The sequence below is a fragment of the Pseudomonas sp. NBB genome (assembly GCF_032701105.1).
Classification (GTDB): domain Bacteria; phylum Pseudomonadota; class Gammaproteobacteria; order Pseudomonadales; family Pseudomonadaceae; genus Aquipseudomonas; species Aquipseudomonas asiatica.
Genome location: NZ_CP103994.1, coordinates 3,892,631 through 3,911,790, shown reverse-complemented (window position 1 = coordinate 3,911,790; position 19,160 = coordinate 3,892,631). Strand labels below are relative to the sequence as shown.

The 19,160-nt window shown below is 64.5% G+C and carries 13 protein-coding genes; 6 read left to right on the top strand and 7 right to left on the bottom strand.

Annotated elements, in window-relative coordinates; all coding sequences use genetic code 11:
* Nucleotides 1-268: 268 nt before the first annotated feature.
* The gene (locus NY023_RS18260; protein WP_013973345.1) at nucleotides 269-580 is read right to left on the bottom strand and encodes a DUF6124 family protein; all 312 of its coding nucleotides are present in this window, start codon (nucleotides 578-580) and stop codon (nucleotides 269-271) included.
* 130 nt (nucleotides 581-710) lie between these two features.
* Between NY023_RS18260 and NY023_RS18255 the strand changes: the two genes are divergently transcribed.
* Both NY023_RS18255 and NY023_RS18250 read left to right on the top strand, forming a co-directional pair.
* Nucleotides 711-1,376, top strand: a complete 666-nt coding sequence (locus NY023_RS18255; protein WP_013973344.1) for a LexA family transcriptional regulator — start codon at nucleotides 711-713, stop codon at nucleotides 1,374-1,376.
* An 86-nt stretch (nucleotides 1,377-1,462) separates the two neighbouring features.
* A complete protein-coding gene (locus NY023_RS18250; protein ID WP_024087396.1) occupies nucleotides 1,463-2,077 on the top strand; it encodes a LexA family protein in 615 nt (204 codons plus the stop codon).
* 136 nt (nucleotides 2,078-2,213) lie between these two features.
* Here NY023_RS18250 and NY023_RS18245 read toward each other — a convergent pair whose 3' ends face one another.
* The 4 genes from NY023_RS18245 to NY023_RS18230 are packed head-to-tail and all read right to left on the bottom strand — an operon-like array spanning nucleotide 2,214 to nucleotide 7,772.
* Nucleotides 2,214-4,166 (bottom strand): acetyl/propionyl/methylcrotonyl-CoA carboxylase subunit alpha, encoded by a 1,953-nt coding sequence (locus NY023_RS18245; protein ID WP_013973342.1) that lies wholly within the window; start codon nucleotides 4,164-4,166, stop codon nucleotides 2,214-2,216.
* Complete coding sequence (locus NY023_RS18240) at nucleotides 4,163-4,978, bottom strand: gamma-carboxygeranoyl-CoA hydratase (protein ID WP_013973341.1); 816 nt, start codon at nucleotides 4,976-4,978, stop codon at nucleotides 4,163-4,165. Before NY023_RS18240 ends, NY023_RS18245 begins: the two co-directional genes overlap by 4 nt.
* A 3-nt stretch (nucleotides 4,979-4,981) precedes the next feature.
* Nucleotides 4,982-6,589, bottom strand: a complete 1,608-nt coding sequence (locus NY023_RS18235) for a carboxyl transferase domain-containing protein (protein ID WP_013973340.1) — start codon at nucleotides 6,587-6,589, stop codon at nucleotides 4,982-4,984.
* 19 nt (nucleotides 6,590-6,608) lie between these two features.
* The gene (locus tag NY023_RS18230) at nucleotides 6,609-7,772 is read right to left on the bottom strand and encodes an isovaleryl-CoA dehydrogenase (RefSeq protein ID WP_013973339.1); all 1,164 of its coding nucleotides are present in this window, start codon (nucleotides 7,770-7,772) and stop codon (nucleotides 6,609-6,611) included.
* Between the two features lie 321 nt (nucleotides 7,773-8,093).
* On the opposite strand from NY023_RS18230, the gene NY023_RS18225 reads away from it, so the two are divergent.
* Nucleotides 8,094-9,776, top strand: coding sequence for an AMP-binding protein (locus tag NY023_RS18225; protein ID WP_013973338.1), 1,683 nt, complete (start codon nucleotides 8,094-8,096; stop codon nucleotides 9,774-9,776).
* 139 nt (nucleotides 9,777-9,915) lie between these two features.
* Here the strand turns inward: NY023_RS18225 and NY023_RS18220 are convergent, their stop codons facing one another.
* Entirely contained in the window at nucleotides 9,916-10,077 is a 162-nt protein-coding gene (locus NY023_RS18220) for a hypothetical protein (RefSeq protein ID WP_013973337.1), read from the bottom strand.
* Between the two features lie 140 nt (nucleotides 10,078-10,217).
* Between NY023_RS18220 and NY023_RS18215 the strand changes: the two genes are divergently transcribed.
* From NY023_RS18215 to glgB, 3 genes are all read left to right on the top strand, one after another.
* Nucleotides 10,218-12,236 carry an alpha-1,4-glucan--maltose-1-phosphate maltosyltransferase gene (locus tag NY023_RS18215; RefSeq protein ID WP_013973336.1) on the top strand — a complete coding sequence of 673 codons (2,019 nt, stop codon included), beginning with the start codon at nucleotides 10,218-10,220 and terminating at the stop codon, nucleotides 12,234-12,236.
* A 139-nt stretch (nucleotides 12,237-12,375) separates the two neighbouring features.
* Nucleotides 12,376-15,693 carry a maltose alpha-D-glucosyltransferase gene (treS, locus tag NY023_RS18210; protein WP_013973335.1) on the top strand — a complete coding sequence of 1,106 codons (3,318 nt, stop codon included), beginning with the start codon at nucleotides 12,376-12,378 and terminating at the stop codon, nucleotides 15,691-15,693.
* Entirely contained in the window at nucleotides 15,694-17,904 is a 2,211-nt protein-coding gene (gene glgB / locus NY023_RS18205; RefSeq protein WP_013973334.1) for a 1,4-alpha-glucan branching protein GlgB, read from the top strand.
* 117 nt (nucleotides 17,905-18,021) lie between these two features.
* Here the strand turns inward: glgB and NY023_RS18200 are convergent, their stop codons facing one another.
* Nucleotides 18,022-19,098: an autotransporter outer membrane beta-barrel domain-containing protein gene (locus NY023_RS18200; RefSeq protein ID WP_013973333.1), complete on the bottom strand. Its 1,077-nt coding sequence runs from the start codon at nucleotides 19,096-19,098 to the stop codon at nucleotides 18,022-18,024.
* Nucleotides 19,099-19,160: the final 62 nt, after the last annotated feature.

The following is a 19,160-nucleotide window of genomic DNA, read 5'->3' as shown; positions in this document are numbered from 1 at the left end:
TTAGCCTGAAGAGCCAAAAAAAAGACCCAGCAAAAAGCTGGGTCAAAAACCGTGATTAGCCTGATGAGGAGATAATCTGAGAGCGACCTAAGCTCCAGGTTATCCAGCAGATCTCGCGATCAGCTGAGCGCAATAATAATAGTTATCATTTGCAAGTCAAATGAATTTTCGCTAATCCGGTAAAAAAATTTTACCGGTGCGCTCCTTGTCCCGGCAATCGGGGCCTTCGCCGTTACCCGGCCATCACGTTCTCTCCCTTCTTTCTTGCTTACAAACCCGATTCCACGGTGCGTTTGTGCTCGAACAGTGCGCGCGCCATGTCCATCATGTGCATCAGGGCAAAGGTCAGTTCGCGCTGGCTGCCGTGCTGGTGAGTAGCAGTTTCCTGCGCGGTGGCGGCGGCGCAGCGCAGCAGGGCGATGGCGTGTTCCTGGGCCTGGTCGCCGGTTACACCCTCGTGCAGGGTCCAGATCCTGTTGTCCAGGGTGGGGCGCGGCGGGTTGGGGTTGAGGTAGTAGTCGAGGGCGCGGCGGGCGGCTTCGCTGTCGAGATCTGTTTCGTCGTTTTTCGGGGGTTTCATCCTGATACCTGCTAACACCAGTGGGGAAAGGGCTCAGGTCGATACTAATACCTAAAGTATTTTTGTGCTTTCCGATAAATAATACTGAATGTTTATTGAGCGCTAGAAGGCAGTCCGTATCGTGCCAGCGATGAATATGGATAAATGGATTGCCCTCGTCCGTGACCGGATGGAGGAGCTAGGGCTCACTCAAGAACAGCTTGCCGAGCGCGTTGGCGTGTCTCAAGGCAGCGTGGGGCATTGGGTGAACAAGCGGCGTCAGCCGAAGATCGAGTCGATGAACCGCACGTTCGTCGAGATTGGCATGCCCCATTACAACGTCAGCCTGCAGTTGCGCATTGTTGGTCAGGTCGGCGAGGAGCGTGGCATTTACGAGGTCGATGACTCCGATGATGACCTGGACCTCATGCAATACATCGTGTGCTTCCGCTACCCGGTGCTGGGCTGGGATGAGTTAGGTATCGCAGAGGGGGCGGAGCCAGGTGTGTTCGAGCAGACGGATTACCTGGCCCAAGGCAAGGCGTTCTGGCTGACTGTCGAGAATGATGCGATGAGTGCCGCCAGTGGCCGCAGTGTGCCGCAGGGCATGCGGATGTTGGTGGATCCTGGGGTAGATGCCGAGCCAGGGCGTCTGGTTATCGCTCGTCAGCCGGGCAAACCGGCGATCTTCCGTGAGTTGGCGGAGGAAGGTGGGCAACGGTACCTGAAGGCACTCAACAGCAACTACCCGGCGCTGTTGTGTGAGGAAGGCTGCGAGTTTCTGGGTGTGGTCGTGCGGGTGCATGGCTCCTTCTAGATTGCCGGGGCTGCTGCGCAGCCCTTTCGCGACACAAGGCCGCTCCTACAGGGATGGCGCAAGTCTTGGAGCTGCAGTATCCGCTCATGGAAAACTGGATCGCGTTTCTCAAGCGCTACAAGCGTGAACACAACCTCAGCCAGCTCAAGCTGGCCGAACGCCTGGGCATGACACAGGGCGGCGTAGGGCATTGGTTGCGCGGTTCACGACGGCCGACACTGCAGACCATCAACGAAAAGCTCGAGAAGCTTGGGTTGGTGTCTCTTGAGGCCCAAGTCATGGTGGTCGAGCGTGGCCTTGCGTCTGAAGCCTCAGGGTGTAGTGCGAGCTATCGTTTCCCCGTGCTGAGCTGGGCCGATTTGCAGGGGCCTTTGCCTGAGGCGAGCAAATCCCATGAACAGACGGACTATATGCCCGCCGGCAATGCCTTCTGGCTGGTGGTGGAAAACGACTCGATGAATGCCGCCAGTGGCAGGAGCGTGCCTGAGTGTATGCGTGTGCTGGTGGATACCGGCCTGCCGGCGGAGCCAGGCCGGTTGGTGATTGCGCAGCAGCCCGGGCGGCCGGCAGTGTTGCGGCAGTTGGTCGAGGAGGGCGGAGACAGGATGCTCAAACCGCTGAATACGCGCTATCCGACAGTTCTGTGTGAAGGCGGCTGCGAATTTCTGGGTGTGGTCGTGCGGGGGCACGGGGTCTTCTAGATTGCCGGGGCTGCTGCGCAGCCCTTTCGCGACACAAGGCCGCTCCTACAAGTACCGCACCAACCTCAGGGTATGCACCGTACCTGTAGGAGCGGCCTTGTGTCGCGAAAGGGCCGCAAGGCGGCCCCCAGGACTCTTACTCCGCCAGTTCGACCAGCACCGTCCCTTCGCTGACCATATCCCCTTCCTGGCAGAACAACGCCTTCACCGTGCCGCCATGCGGCGCGCGAATGCTGTGCTCCATCTTCATGGCCTCCAGCACTACCAGCGCCGTACCTGCTTCCACCACCTGCCCAGGCTCCACCAGCACCCGCACGATGCTGCCGTTCATGGGCGCGCCCAGGCCGCCCTGGAGGCTGTGGCTGGCCTCGGCCTCGGCAATCGGGTCGAAAGCTTCGATGGCATGCATCTCGCCGTCCCAGTGCAAGTACAGCGTGCCACCGCGGCGGATCGCCAGATGCTGGCGACGCACACCAGCCTGGTCATGCACCAACTGCTCGCCCAGCAACTGCCAGGTAGACGCAGCGCTGCGCTCCAGGGCGACTGCCTGGTCCTGCCCGCCACTGACCAGGTGCAGGCTGCTGCGCGCCGGCAGGCCCAGGCGCAGGCCGTTGCGCTCGGCCCACGGCGAACTGCTGTCGTCCTCCCGCTGGTGTGCGGCCTGGCCCTGCAACCAGGCCTCGGCCGCGGCTTCCCAGAAGCCTGCCGGCAGCGCTTGCGGCGCGGGCAGCAAAACCTCCTGGTGACGCGGAATGAAGCCAGTATCCAACTCCGCTGCAGCAAACGCCGGGTGGGCGAGAATGCGCCGCAGGAAGGCGATGTTGGTCTTCAACCCGCCAATGGCAAATTCGTCGAGCATGGCCAGCAAGCGCAGGCGCGCCTGCTCGCGGTCTTCGCCCCAGGCGATCAGCTTGCCCAGCATCGGGTCGTAGAACGGCGACACCACATCACCCTCGCTGACCCCGCTGTCCACCCGTCGCCCTTCGCCGGCTGCCGACTCGCGGTACAGCGCCAGCTTGCCGGTCGCGGGCAGGAATTCGTTGGCCGGGTCCTCGGCATACAGGCGCACTTCGATGGCATGGCCGATCAGCGGCACCTGTTCCTGGGTGATCGGCAGGGCCTCGCCGCAGGCCACGCGAATCTGCCAGGCCACCAGATCAAGCCCGGTAATGGCCTCGGTGACCGGGTGCTCCACCTGCAGGCGGGTGTTCATCTCCATGAAGAAGAACTCGCCACGGGCATCGAGCAGGAACTCCACGGTGCCGGCGCCCACGTAGCCGATGGCCTGGGCCGCGCGTACCGCCGCCTCACCCATGGCCCGGCGCAATTCGGCTGACAGGCCTGGCGCTGGGGCTTCTTCCACCACCTTCTGGTGGCGGCGCTGTATCGAGCAGTCACGCTCGTTGAGGTACAGGCAGTTGCCGTGCTGGTCGGCGAATACCTGGATTTCCACATGGCGCGGCTTGAGCACGTATTTTTCCACCAGCATGCGCGCATCGCCGAACGACGACTGCGCCTCACGCTGGGCCGAGGCCAGGGCGTCGGCCAGCTGGCTTTCTTCTTCGACCACTTTCATGCCCTTGCCACCGCCGCCGGCGCTGGCCTTGAGCAGCACCGGGTAGCCGATGCGTTCGGCGGCGGCGCGGAAGGTGTCCAGGTCCTGGGCTTCGCCATGGTAGCCCGGCACCAGTGGCACGCCAGCGGCTTCCATCAGTGCCTTGGCCGCCGACTTGCTGCCCATGGCGTCGATGGCGCTGGCCGGTGGGCCGAGGAAGATCAACCCGGCCTCTTCGATGGCACGGGCGAAGCCTGCGTTCTCGGACAGGAAGCCATAGCCCGGGTGGATGGCCTGGGCGCCGCTGGCCTTGGCTGCGGCCAGCAGCTTCTCGACCAGCAGGTAGCTTTCGGCAGCCTTGGTGCCGCCGAGGTCGACGCGGATATCGGCTTCGCGGCTGTGCCGGGCATCACGGTCGGTGGCACTGTGCACGGCCACGGTGGTCAGGCCCATGGCCTTGGCGGTGCGCATCACCCGGCAGGCGATTTCGCCGCGGTTGGCGACCAGCAGGGTGGTCAAAGCGGGGCGGCTCATGGGCGCGGCTCCTTCTTGTCGTCGGTTTGCCAGGCGGGGCGGCGTTTTTCCAGGAAGGCGCGCAGGCCCTCCTGGCCTTCGGCGCTGACGCGGATGCGGGCGATGGTGTTTTCGCAGTAGCGGCGCAGGGCCGGGCTGAGTTGACCGTCGTCCACTTCACGCAGCAGGTCCTTGGTGGCGCGCAGTGCTTGCGGGCTGTTTTGCAGCAGGTTGCTCACCCAGGCTTCGACCTGGGCGTCCAGTTCGCTGGCCGGGTAGACCTCGGCCAGCAGGCCCAGCTCGCGGGCCCGCACGCCGCTGAAACGCTCGGCGGTAAGGGCATAGCGGCGCGCGGCACGCTCGCCGATGGCCTTGACCACGAACGGGCTGATCACTGCCGGGGCCAGGCCGATGCGCACTTCCGACAGGCACAGCTGAGCGTCTTCGGCACCGATGGCCATGTCGCAGCAACTGATCAGGCCCAGCGCGCCGCCAAAGGCCGCGCCTTGCACCACGGCCAGGGTCGGCGCCTTGAGGCGGTGCAGGGCATACATCAGCTCGCCCAGCTCGCGGGCATCATCCAGGTTGGTGTTGAAGTCCAGCTGCGCCGACTGCTGCATCCAGGCCAGATCGGCGCCGGCGCTGAAGTGCCGGCCGCGGCCGCGCAGCAGCACGAAGCGCAGGCTGGCGTCCTCGGCCAACTGGTCGAGGGCGACGATCAGCTCGCGGATCATCAAGGCGTTGAAGGCGTTGTTCTTGTCCTCGCGGCTCAGCCACAGGGTGGCGAAGCCGCGCGGGTCGCGGATCACTTCGAGGGTGCTGAAATCGCTCATGGGTCACATCCGGAAAATGCCGAAGCGGCTCTGTTCGATCGGTGCGTTCAGCGCGGCGGACAACGCCAGGCCGAGCACGTCGCGGGTCTGTGCCGGGTCGATGACACCGTCGTCCCACAGGCGGGCGCTGGAGTAGTAGGGGTGGCCCTGGTGCTCGTACTGGTCAAGGATCGGCTGTTTGAGCCGGGCTTCGTCTTCGGCGCTGAACGGGTGGCCACTGCGCTCGCTCTGTTCGCGCTTGACCTGGGCCAGCACGCCGGCGGCCTGTTCGGCCCCCATCACGCCGATCCGCGCATTGGGCCACATCCACAGGAAGCGCGGGTCGTAGGCACGGCCGCACATGCCGTAGTTGCCAGCGCCAAAGCTGCCGCCAATGATCACCGTGAACTTCGGCACCTGGGCGCAGGCCACGGCAGTGACCAGCTTGGCGCCGTGCTTGGCGATGCCGCCTTCTTCGTACTTCTTGCCGACCATGAAGCCGGTGATGTTCTGCAGGAACAGCAGCGGGATGCCGCGCTGGCAGGCCAGTTCGATGAAGTGCGCGCCTTTTTGCGCCGCTTCGGCGAACAGGATGCCGTTGTTGGCGAGGATCGCCACCGGGTAGCCGTGCAGGTGGGCGAAGCCGCACACCAGAGTGGTACCGAACAGCGCCTTGAACTCGTCAAACACCGAGCCGTCGACCAGACGCGCGATAACCTCGCGCACGTCGAACGGTTGCTTGGCATCGGCCGGCACCACGCCATACAGCTCATCGGCGGCGTACAGCGGTGCCACCGGGGCCAGGCGCTGCAGCTTGCCCAGCTTGTGCCAGTTGAGGTTGGCCACGCTGCGTCGGGCCAGGGCCAGGGCATGTTCGTCGTTGTCGGCATAGTGGTCGGCCACGCCGCTGGTGCGGCAGTGCACATCGGCACCGCCAAGGTCTTCGGCGCTAACCACCTCGCCGGTGGCCGCCTTCACCAGTGGCGGGCCGGCGAGGAAGATGGTCGCCTGCTGGCGCACCATGATCGCTTCGTCGGCCATCGCGGGCACGTAGGCACCGCCGGCAGTGCACGAGCCCATCACCACGGCAATCTGCGGAATGCCCAGCGCGCTCATGTTGGCCTGGTTGAAGAAGATCCGCCCGAAGTGCTCGCGGTCGGGGAACACTTCGTCCTGGCGTGGCAGGTTGGCGCCGCCGGAGTCCACCAGGTAGATGCACGGCAGGCGGTTCTGCAGGGCGATGGTCTGCGCACGCAGGTGCTTCTTCACCGTCAGCGGGTAGTAGGAACCGCCTTTGACCGTGGCGTCGTTGGCCACGATCATGCATTCCACGCCTTCGACGCGGCCGATGCCAGCGATCACGCCCGCAGCGGGCACGTCTTCGCCATACACCTCATGGGCAGCCAGTTGGCCGATTTCGAGGAACGGCGAGCCCGGGTCCAGCAGGCGGTCGATACGCTCGCGCGGCAGCAGCTTGCCACGCGAAGTGTGCCGCTCCTGAGCCTTGGGCCCACCGCCCTGGGCCACTTGGGCGAGCAGGCCGCGCAGGGCCTGGACCTGTTCGAGCATGGCCGCGCTGTTGCCGGCGAACTCCGCCGAACGCGGGTTGATCTGGGTGTGCAAGGTAGCCATGTGCGCCCGTCCCTTGTGCTCAGCGGGTTTCGTTGAACAGTTCGCGGCCGATCAGCATCCGGCGGATTTCGCTGGTGCCGGCACCGATCTCGTACAGCTTGGCGTCGCGCAGCAGGCGGCCTGCCGGGAATTCGTTGATATAGCCGTTGCCGCCGAGAATCTGGATCGCCTCCAGGGCCATTTGCGTGGCGCGCTCAGCGGTGTACAGGATCACCCCGGCGGCGTCCTTGCGGGTGGTCTCGCCACGGTCGCAGGCCTGGGCCACGGCATACAGGTAGGCACGGCTGGCGTTGAGCTGGGTGTACATGTCGGCGATCTTGCCCTGGATCAGCTGAAACTCGCCGATGCTCTGGCCGAACTGCTTGCGGTCGTGAATGTAGGGCACCACCAGGTCCATGCAGCTCTGCATGATGCCGGTCGGGCCGCCGGACAGCACCACGCGCTCGTAGTCCAGGCCGCTCATCAGCACGCGCACGCCACCGTTGAGCTGGCCGAGGATGTTTTCTTCCGGCACTTCGACGCCGTCGAAGAACAGCTCGCAGGTGTTGGAACCACGCATGCCCAGCTTGTCGAACTTGTTGCTGCGGCTGAAGCCTTTCCAGTCACGCTCGACGATGAACGCGGTGATGCCGTGCGCGCCCTTTTCCAGGTCAGTCTTGGCATAGATCACGTAGGTGTTGGCGTCCGGGCCGTTGGTGATCCAGGTCTTGCTGCCGTTGAGCACGTAGTGGTCGCCGCGCTTTTCTGCGCGCAGCTTCATCGATACCACGTCGGAACCGGCGTTGGGCTCGCTCATGGCCAGGGCGCCGATGTGCTCGCCGCTGATCAGCTTGGGCAGGTACTTGAGCTTCTGCTCGTGGCTGCCGTTGCGGTTGATCTGGTTGACGCAGAGGTTGGAGTGGGCACCGTAGGACAGCGCCACCGAGGCCGAGCCACGGCTGATTTCTTCCATCGAAACCACGTGGGCCAGGTAGCCCAGGCCGGCACCGCCGTATTCTTCCGGCACGGTGATGCCCAGCAGGCCCATGTCGCCGAACTTGCGCCACATGTCGGCAGGGAACAGGTTGTCGTGGTCGATTTGCGCGGCGCGTGGGGCCAGTTCGGCGGCGACGAAGGTGCGCACCTGGTCGCGGAGCATGTCGATGGTTTCGCCCAGGGCGAAGTTCAGGGTGGGGTAATGCATGCTGGGGGCACCTTCTTGTTCTTGAAATTGGGTAACACCGTAGCTCAAGGGCTATCCACCGGCCCTGTGGGAGCGGGTTTACCCGCGAATGCGTCAGCAGGGCCACCGTCATTGCCTGGATGATCGCATTCGCGGGCAAACCCGCTCCCACAAGGTCGGTGGTGCGCCGACAAACCCGATGTCGTTTTCACCTTTACGTTAACGTAAACCTGCATGCGCTCACTGTCAATCGACTCATCACCTTTACGTAAACGTAAATCTGCGCCAGAGTATTCCCGCTTGCTTCAGTCGTGCCCAGAACAACCACAAGAAGGGACACCCATGAGTCAACCAAGCTATACCCGCGGTCGCCAGGACCAAGCCTTGCTGACCCAGACCATCGGCCAGGCCTTCGACGCCACCGTGGCCCATTGTGCCGACGGCGAGGCCCTGGTGTCGCGCCATCAGGGCCTGCGCTACAGCTGGCGGCAGTTGGCCGAGCAGGTCGAGGTGCATGCTCGTGCCCTGATGGCCCTGGGCGTGAACACCGGCGATCGGGTCGGCATCTGGTCGCCCAACTGCGCCCAGTGGTGCATCCTGCAGCTGGCCAGCGCCAAGGTCGGCGCGATTCTGGTCAACATCAACCCGGCCTACCGCGTGGGCGAGCTGGAATACGTGCTGCGTCAGTCCGGTTGCCGCTGGCTGGTGTGTGCCGATGCCTTCAAGACGTCCGACTACCACGCCATGGTCCAGGAACTGGCGCCGGAGCTGGCCAGCGCCACCCCGGGTGAAATGGCCAGTGAACGCCTGCCCGACCTGCGTGGTGTGGTCAGCCTGGCCGCCAACCCGCCGGCAGGCTTCCTGCCTTGGCAAGCGCTGGCCGAGCGGGCAGGGCAGACCTCCGTCGAGGCTTACGCGAAGCGCCAGCAAAGCCTGCAGTTCGACCAGCCGGTGAACATCCAGTACACCTCCGGCACCACCGGCGCACCGAAGGGCGCCACGCTCAGCCACTACAACATCCTCAACAACGGCTTCATGGTCGGCGAAAGCCTGGGCCTGACCGCACGCGACCGCATGGTGATCCCGGTACCGCTGTACCACTGCTTCGGCATGGTCATGGCCAACCTCGGCTGCATCACCCATGGCAGCACCATGATCTACCCCAACGACGCCTTCGACGCCGAGCTCACCCTGCGCGCCGTGGCCGAAGAGCGCGCCAGCATCCTCTATGGCGTGCCGACCATGTTCATCGCCATGCTCGACCACCCCGCGCGCGGGCAAATGGACCTGTCGACCCTGCGCAGCGGCATCATGGCCGGCGCCACCTGCCCGATCGAGGTGATGCGCCGGGTCATCGACCAGATGCATATGGCCGAAGTGCAGATCGCCTACGGCATGACCGAAACCAGCCCGGTGTCACTACAGACCGGCCCGGACGACGACCTGGAGCTGCGCGTGACCACCGTCGGCCGCACCCAGCCGCAGCTGGAGAACAAGCTGGTGGACGCCGACGGCTGCATCGTCCCGCGCGGCGAGATCGGCGAGCTGTGCACCCGCGGCTACAGCGTGATGCTCGGCTACTGGGACAATCCGCAGGCCACGGCAGATGCCATCGACCCGGCCGGCTGGATGCATTCTGGCGACCTGGCGGTGATGGACGAGCACGGCTACGTGCGCATTGTCGGCCGCAACAAGGACATGATCATTCGCGGCGGCGAGAACATCTACCCGCGTGAACTGGAAGAGTTCTTCTACACCCACCCGGCGGTGGCCGATGCCCAGGTGATCGGCATCCCGTGCAGCCGTTATGGCGAGGAGATCGTCGCCTGGATCAAGCTGCACCCGGGGCACAGTGCCACGGTCGAGGAACTGCAGGGCTGGTGCAAGGCGCGCATTGCAAACTTCAAGGTGCCTAGGCATATCCGCTTTGTCGACGAGTACCCGATGACGGTGACCGGCAAGGTGCAGAAGTTCCGCATGCGGGAGATCAGTGTGGCGGAGATCTCGGCTTTAACTGCTGGTTGATGTATTGATGCTGCCGGCCCTTTCGCGGGTAAACCCGCTCCTACAGGTACAGCGCCGCGTTCGAAATCGGCGCGGTCCCTGTGGGAGCGGGTTCACCCGCGAAAGGGCCGGTCCTGCCTGCGTCGATCCTGGTCTACCCTTAAGCCTTCACCGGTGGTTCCTGGCTCGGCGGGTCGCCTACCGTCGGCGGCACGGTCGGCTTGACCGGCAGCTCGTCCGGGTCTTCCTCCGGCACGGGCGGCGGCAGGCTCGGGTCGTCGATGTTGGGATCGGGAGTCTCCGGTGGAATGGGAATGTTCATGGCCTGACCTCGCTTGGGTAATTGAAGAGGTGCTGCAGGCTTCGACCCCTCGCAGCTGCCGTTCGCTCAATTTTTTTGAACCCCACGCCTGTGCCCGGCTCTGAACCCTTACCGCCACCAGCCTGAGGGAGCAAGGTCCGATGTCACGAAACGAGCCCTTCGAAAGCGTGCCCATGGCCAACGATCACCCGGACCAGGCCATCAGCCTGTCCCAGGCGCTGCTGGCGCCGCGCATCGTGATCGAAGACACCCAACCCGTGCTCGAGGCCGGCACCTTCGCCGCCAAGGCCATCAGTGGCCAGCCGGTGGCGGTCAGCAGCAAGGTCTACAGCGACGGCCACGACCGCCTGGCCGTGATGCTCAACTGGCGCCAGGCCCACAGCCGGCGCTGGCATTGCGTACCCATGCACTCGCCGGGCAACGACCTGTGGCTGGCCGAGTTCACCCCCACCGAACTGGGCCCGCACCTGTTCAGCATCGAGGCCTGGATCGACCCGTTCGCTACCTACTGCCACGACCTGGAGAAGAAGTACCACGCCGGTGTCGAGGTCCGGTTGGAGCTGGAGGAAGGCCGATTGATGCTGGGCAAGGGCATCGAGCTGTGCAACGGTGCCCTGCGCGAGGAGCTCCAGGCGTTGCAGCAGCGCCTGCCCACGCTGAATGCCGACGACCAGGTGGCACTGTTTCTCGACCCCGCTACCGCCCGCCTGATGAGCGACGCCGAGCACCGCAGCTACCTGGCCCGCAGCCGCGAATTCCCCGTCGATGTCGACCGCCCGGCCGCGCAGTTCGCCAGCTGGTACGAGCTGTTCCCGCGTTCGGTCACCGACAGCCCCGAGCGCCACGGCACGTTCAACGATGTGCACGAGCGCCTGCCGATGATCCGCGACATGGGCTTCGACGTACTGTATTTTCCGCCGATCCATCCCATCGGCATGCAGCACCGCAAGGGCCGCAACAACGCCCTCACCGCGGAGCCCGGCGACCCGGGCAGCCCGTATGCCATCGGCAGCGCAGAAGGTGGTCACGAGGCGATTCACCCACAACTGGGCAGCCGCGACGACTTCCGTCGCCTGGTGGCCGCAGCGGCCGAGCATGGCCTGGAAATCGCCCTCGACTTCGCGATCCAGTGCTCCCAGGACCACCCCTGGCTCAAGGAGCACCCCGGCTGGTTCAGCTGGCGACCGGATGGCACCATCCGCTATGCCGAGAACCCGCCGAAGAAATACCAGGACATCGTCAACGTCGATTTCTACGCGCCCGAGGCCGTGCCCTCGCTGTGGCTGGCTTTGCGTGATGTAGTGGTCGGCTGGGTCGAGGAGGGTGTGAAGACCTTCCGCGTCGACAACCCGCACACCAAACCACTGCCATTCTGGCAATGGCTGATCGCCAATGTGCGCAGCCGGCACCCGGAGGTCATCTTCCTCGCCGAAGCCTTCACCAAACCGGCGATGATGGCCCGCCTGGGGAAGGTCGGGTACGCGCAGAGCTATACCTACTTCACCTGGCGCAATCACAAACAGGAACTGCGCGAATACTTCGAGCAGCTCAACCAGCCGCCATGGAGCCAGTGCTACCGGCCCAACTTCTTCGTCAACACGCCCGACATCAACCCGTACTTCCTGCATACCTCCGGCCGTGCCGGCTTCCTCATCCGCGCTGCACTGGCCACCATGGGGTCGGGGCTGTGGGGCATGTATTCGGGCTTCGAACTGTGCGAAGGTACACCGCTGCCGGGCAAGGAGGAGTACCTGGATTCGGAGAAGTACGAAATCCGCCCACGCGATTTCAGCCAGCCCGGAAACATCATTGCCGAGATCGCCCAGCTCAACCGCATCCGCCGGCAGAACCGCGCCTTGCAGACCCACCTGGGCGTGGCGTTCTTCAACTGCTGGAACGACAACATCCTGTACTTCGCCAAGCGCACGCCCGAGCGCGACAACTACATCCTGGTGGCAATCAGCCTCGACCCGCACAACGCCCAGGAGGCGCATTTCGAGCTGCCGCTGTGGGAGCTGGGGCTGGATGACAACGCCGAAACCCATGGTGAGGACTTGATGAACGGACATCGCTGGTCGTGGTACGGCAAGACCCAATGGATGCGCATCGAACCCTGGCATCTGCCTTTCGGTATCTGGCGCATCGAAAAGGCCCGCTAACGGTGGTTCGCGATCCTCTGTAGGAGCGGGCGCGCCCGCGAACACCGGCACAGCCGGTGCCATACACTGCGGTGTCTGTTTCGCGGGCAAGCCCGCTCCTACAGGGGCCAGAGCAACCAGAAATTGAAAGGAGTCGCACATGGCCAAGCGTTCCCGCCCGGCAGCCTTCATCGACGACCCGCTGTGGTACAAGGACGCCGTCATCTACCAGCTGCACATCAAGTCGTTCTTCGATTCGAACAACGACGGCATCGGCGATTTCGCCGGCCTGATCAGCAAGCTCGACTACATCGCCGAGCTGGGTGTCAACACCCTGTGGCTGCTGCCGTTCTATCCCTCGCCACGCCGCGACGACGGCTACGACATCGCCGAATACAAGGCCGTGCACCCCGACTACGGCAACCTGGCCGATGCCCGCCGCTTTATCGCAGAGGCGCACAAACGCGGCCTGCGGGTAATCACCGAGCTAGTCATCAACCACACCAGCGACCAGCACCCCTGGTTCCAGCGCGCCCGCCATGCCAAGCGCGGCAGCAAGGCACGGGACTTCTACGTGTGGTCGGATGATGACCAGAAGTACGACGGCACGCGCATCATCTTCCTCGACACCGAGAAGTCCAACTGGACCTGGGACCCGGTCGCCGGCCAGTACTTCTGGCACCGCTTCTACTCGCACCAGCCCGACCTCAACTTCGACAACCCGCAAGTGCTCAAGGCTGTGATCGGGGTGATGCGCTTCTGGCTGGACCTGGGTGTCGATGGCCTGCGCCTGGACGCCATCCCCTACCTGATCGAGCGTGACGGCACCAACAACGAGAACCTTGCCGAAACCCACGACGTGCTCAAGGCGATCCGCGCCGAAATCGACGCCAACTACCCCGACCGCATGCTGCTGGCCGAGGCCAACCAATGGCCCGAGGACACCCGCCCGTACTTCGGCGAAGGCGAGGGCGACGAATGCCACATGGCCTTCCACTTCCCGTTGATGCCGCGCATGTACATGGCCCTGGCCATGGAAGACCGCTTCCCGATCACCGACATCCTGCGCCAGACCCCGGAAATCCCCGCCAACTGCCAATGGGCGATCTTCCTGCGCAACCACGATGAGCTGACCCTGGAAATGGTCACCGACCGCGAGCGCGACTACTTGTGGAACTACTACGCCGAAGACCGCCGCGCCCGCATCAACCTGGGCATCCGCCGCCGCCTCGCGCCGCTGCTGCAGCGCGACCGCCGGCGCATCGAACTGCTCACCAGCCTGCTGCTGTCGATGCCCGGCACGCCCACCCTGTATTACGGCGACGAACTGGGCATGGGCGACAACATCTACCTGGGCGACCGCGACGGCGTGCGCACGCCCATGCAATGGTCGCCGGACCGCAACGGCGGTTTCTCCCGTGCAGACCCGCAGCGCCTGGTACTGCCGCCGATCATGGACCCGCTGTATGGTTACCAGACCGTCAACGTCGAAGCCCAGGCCAACGACCCGCATTCGCTGCTGAACTGGACCCGGCGCATGCTGGCGGTGCGCAAGCAGCAGAAGGCCTTCGGCCGCGGCAGCCTGCGCACCCTCACGCCGAACAACCGGCGCATCCTCGCCTACTTGCGCGAGTACACCGACGCCGATGGCAACACTGAAGTCATCCTGTGCGTGGCCAACGTTTCCCGCGCCGCCCAGGCAGCTGAACTGGAATTGTCACAATACGCCGACAAAGTACCGGTGGAGATGCTCGGCGGCAGTGCCTTCCCGCCAATCGGGCAACTGCCGTTCCTGCTGACATTGCCACCCTACGCCTTCTACTGGTTCCTGCTGGCCAGCCACGACCGCATGCCCAGCTGGCACATCCAGGCCACCGAGGGGTTACCCGAATTGACCACACTGGTATTGCGAAAGCGCATGGAAGAACTGCTGGAGGCCCCCTCCAGCGATACCCTGCAAAGCGCCATCCTGCCGCAGTACCTGCCCAAGCGGCGCTGGTTCGCCGGCAAGGAAGGGCCGATCGACCAGGTGCGCCTGTGCTACGGCGTGCGTTTCGGCACCGCCACCACACCGGTGCTGCTCGGTGAAATCGAAGTGCTCAGCGAGGGTGTGGCTACCCGCTACCAGCTGCCGTTCGGCCTGCTGCCCGAAGAGCAGATCAGTACCGCGTTGCCGCAGCAGCTGGCCCTGGCGCGGGTGCGCCGTGCCCATCAGGTTGGCCTGATCACCGATGCCTTCGTCCTCGAGCCATTCATCCGCGCGGTGCTGCGTGCCTGTGAGGGCGGCATGCATCTGCCTTGTGGCAACGGCGAGGGCGAGCTGCGTTTCGAAAGCACGCAGCAGTTGGCGAGCCTGGCGTTGAACGACGAAAGCAGCGTGCGCTACCTCAGCGCCGAGCAGTCCAACAGCTCGGTGGTGATTGGCGACCAGGTGGTGCTCAAGCTGATTCGCCGGGTCAACCCGGGCGTGCACCCCGAGCTGGAAATGAGTGCCTACCTGACCGCCGCAGGCTTTGCCAACATTTCGCCGCTGCTGGCCTGGGTCAGCCGGGTGGACGAGCAGGGCGCGCCACACCTGCTGATGATCGCCCAGGGCTACCTGAGCAACCAGGGTGACGCCTGGGCCTGGACTCAGAACACACTGGAACGGGCCATCCGCGACCAGATGGAGCCCTCCAGCCTCGACGCCGATGCGCACACCGATGCACTGGCCGAACTCACCGGCTTTGCCGCCTTGCTCGGCCAGCGCCTGGGCGAGATGCACCTGCTGCTGGCCGCACCGACCAACGACGAGGCCTTCCAGCCGCGCCCGAGCGATGCCGACGACAGCGAACGCTGGAGTGCGCAGATCAGTGCCGAACTCACCCATGCCCTCGACCTGCTGGCCCAGCACCGCGACAGCCTCGACAGCGAAAGCCAGGCGCTGGTCGACGACTTGCAGCAACAGCGCGACGGCCTGGCCCAGCACATCGCCAACCTGACCCGCCAGGCCCAGGGCGGCTTGCTGATGCGCGTGCACGGCGACCTGCACCTGGGCCAGGTGCTGGTGGTGCAGGGCGACGCCTACCTCATCGATTTCGAAGGTGAACCGGCCCGGCCGCTGCAAGAGCGTCGGGCAAAACACAGCCCGTACAAGGATGTCAGCGGCGTGCTGCGATCCTTCGACTATGCTGCTGCCATGATCTTGCGCAGCGCGTCTGCGGTCGACCTTTCCGACCCGGCGCGCCAAGCCCGGCAACGGGTTGCCAGGCAGTACCTGCACCAGTCGCGGCATGCCTTTGTCGAAGCCTATGGCCTGGCCACCGCGGCCATGCCTCACGCCTGGCAACAGGCCGAGGGCGAGCGTGCTGCACTGGAGCTGTTCTGCCTGGAAAAAGCCGCCTACGAAATCACATACGAAGCCGAGAACCGTCCGAGCTGGCTGGCCGTGCCTTTGCATGGCCTGCATGGACTGATCAGTACCTGGGGAGAGTCATAGATGAATGCAACCACGCGTGAAAACGGCGGCCTTCGGCAACGGGACCTCGACGCCCTGGCCCGCGCCGAGCACGCCGATCCATTTGCGGTACTCGGCCCCCATGGCGATGGCGCCGGCGGGCAGGTGGTCCGCGCCTTCCTGCCCAACGCCCTGAATGTGCGCATCCTTGCCCGGCATGACGGGCGCATCCTCGCCGAAATGGAGCAGGGCAGCCTGCCAGGGCTGTTCACCGCGCACCTCGATGAGGCACACCCGTACCTGCTGCAGATCGGTTGGGCCGGTGGCGAGCAGATTACCGAAGACCCCTACAGCTTCGGCCCGCAACTGGGCGACATGGACCTGTACCTGTTCGCCGAAGGCAACCACCGCGACCTGTCCGGGCGCTTCGGCGCCCAACCCATCCAGGTCGATGGCGTCGATGGCGTGTGTTTCTCGGTGTGGGCACCGAACGCCCGGCGGGTGTCGGTGGTGGGTGACTTCAACAACTGGGATGGCCGCCGCCACCCCATGCGCCTGCGCCACAGCGCCGGGGTGTGGGAGCTGTTCGTGCCGCGCCTGGGCGTGGGCGAAACCTACAAGTTCGAGGTGCTGGGCAAGGACGGCATACTGCCCCTGAAGGCCGACCCGCTGGCGCGCGCCACTGAACTGCCGCCGAGCACCGCATCCAAGGTGGCAGGGGCGCTCAGCCACGACTGGCAAGACCACGACTGGATGGCGCAACGCGCGCAACGCCATGCCTACAGCGCGCCGCTGTCGATCTACGAACTGCACCCGGGGTCGTGGCGCTGCGAGCTGGATGAGGCGGGCGAGGTCGGGCGCTATTACAACTGGCGCGAGCTGGCCGAGCGCCTGGTGCCGTACGTTCAGGAACTGGGCTTCACCCACATCGAACTGCTGCCGATCATGGAGCACCCGTTCGGCGGCTCCTGGGGCTACCAGCCGCTGTCGCTGTTCGCCCCCACCTCGCGCTACGGCAGCGCCGAGGACTTCGCCGCGTTCATCGACGCCTGCCACCAAGGGGGCATTGGTGTACTGCTGGACTGGGTACCGGCGCATTTCCCCACCGACGAACACGGCCTGGCGCGTTTCGACGGCACCGCCCTGTACGAATACGACAACCCTCTGGAGGGCTACCACCAGGACTGGAACACGCTGATCTACAACCTTGGCCGCAACGAAGTGCGCGGCTTCATGATGGCCTCGGCGCTGCACTGGCTGAAGCACTTCCACATCGATGGCCTGCGTGTCGATGCAGTGGCCTCGATGCTGTACCGCGACTATTCGCGCAAGGCCGGCGAATGGGTGCCCAACCGCCACGGCGGGCGCGAGAACCTGGAAGCCATCGACTTCATCCGCCACCTAAACGGCGTGGCGGCCCATGAGGCCCCGGGCGCGCTGATCATCGCCGAGGAGTCCACCGCCTGGCCCGGCGTCAGCCAGCCGACCCAGCAGGGTGGCCTGGGCTTTGCCTACAAGTGGAACATGGGCTGGATGCACGACACCTTGCATTACATCCAGAACGACCCGGTGCACCGCACTTATCATCACAACGAGATGAGCTTCGGGCTGATCTATGCCTATTCCGAGCACTTCATCCTGCCCATCTCCCACGACGAAGTGGTGCACGGCAAGCATTCGCTGATCGACAAGATGCCCGGCGACCGCTGGCAGAAGTTCGCCAACCTGCGTGCCTACCTCACCTTCATGTGGGCGCATCCGGGAAAGAAGCTGCTGTTCATGGGCTGCGAGTTCGGCCAGTGGCGTGAGTGGGACCACGATGGCGAGCTGGACTGGTACCTGCTGCAGTACCCTGAGCACCAGGGTGTACAGCGCCTGGTCGGCGACCTCAACCGCCTGTACCGCGAGGTGCCGGCGTTGCACGAGCAGGATTGCCAGCCGCAGGGGTTCCAGTGGCTGATTGGTGACGATGCGCAGAACAGCGTGTATGCCTGGTTGCGCTGGAGCAGCAGTGGCGAGCCGGTGCTGGTGGTGGCCAACTTCACCCCGGTGCCGCGCGAGGGGTATCGCATTGGCGTGCCGTTCGGCGAGCGCTGGCAGGAGCTGTTGAATAGTGATGCAGAGCTGTATGCCGGGTCCAATGTCGGCAATTTGGGGGTGGTGGAGAGTGACCAGATAGCCAGCCATGGGCAGCCGCAGTCGCTGGCCCTGAACCTGCCGCCGCTGGGTGTTCTGATAATGAAACCAGCCTGATGTGTTCCCAGTACTGGCCTCTTCGCGGGTAAACCCGCTCCCACAGGTATTGCACAAGCTTCAGACCCTGTGCGGTCCTTGTGGGAGCGGGTTCCCCCGCGAAAGGGCCGACCCTGCCTACCACCGCATCCGCACCCCAAGGCTGCCAATCAACCCGTTCAGATCATTGTCGTCGACGTCACTGCTGTAATCGGCACTGACAAACAGCGCCACCGTGGGTGTCACCCGCGCCACCAGCCCCAACCCCAGTTCCACCGTGGTCGAGTAGCGCGAGCTGGAGATCTTGTCGACCTGGTCCAGCTTCACCTCATCGGCATTGCTGAAGTCATACCACACGTTGGTCCGCACATAGGGTTCGATCGGCATGCCGCGTACTTCATAACGCCCGGACAGCCTGGCGCCGACCCGACCGCTCCAGCTCGGCTGGCTGTCGAAGGCCTGCAAGGTCTCTTCCTGCGCCCGGCTGCCGGGGAAGAACTGCTGGTTGATCAACTGTGCCTGTGGCTCAATCACCCAGCCGCCACCCAGGCCGATGGGGATGCCGCCTTCCAGCGAGAAGGTCATCGCGTGGCCGCTGTCGTCCAGTCGCTGGCCGTTTTCGCCTCGACCGTTGACGTCGATGCGTGAACCCATGGCCACGGCATCCAGGTGCCAGCCCTGTTCATGGGTCATGCTCCAGTACACCCCCAGGCTTTCGCCGCTGAGGTTCACGGCGTTGCGTTGCTTGTCGCCCAACAGCTGGCGCATGCCGTTGAAGTTGGTCTGCAGGTTGTTTTGCCCCACGAAGATCCCCGCGCGGTGCACATTGCCCGCTGCAGTTTCACGCACGAACAGGTCCGGGCCGATCATCAGTTGCTGGCTGGGGGCCTCCAGCTGGTCCGGAGGCTGCGCGCCACTGCGCGCGGTGGTGGGGAAGAACTGCGCCCACTGGCTGGCGACCAGGTCCGGTGCAGGCTGCCCATGGCGTTCGCTCATCTTTTGCGAGAACGCGTTCAAGGTACCGATACTCAAGCCACTGGCGCTGACCGGGTCGAGCGTAAGCTGTGGTACTGCCGGTTGGTGCAGGAAGCCGGGCGAGGTCGGGTCGTCCTGCAGTTCATACGCGATAGTTTCCACCGGGGTTGCCAGAAGCAGCGACGTGGAAACCGCGTAGAAAATGCTTTCGAAGCGCAAGGGGTTCGAGGTGCTTTTCATGGCGGATCTCCTTTGTTTTGGTGTTACAGCCCTAGGACCTGGCCTGTTGTCACGAGCTGTAC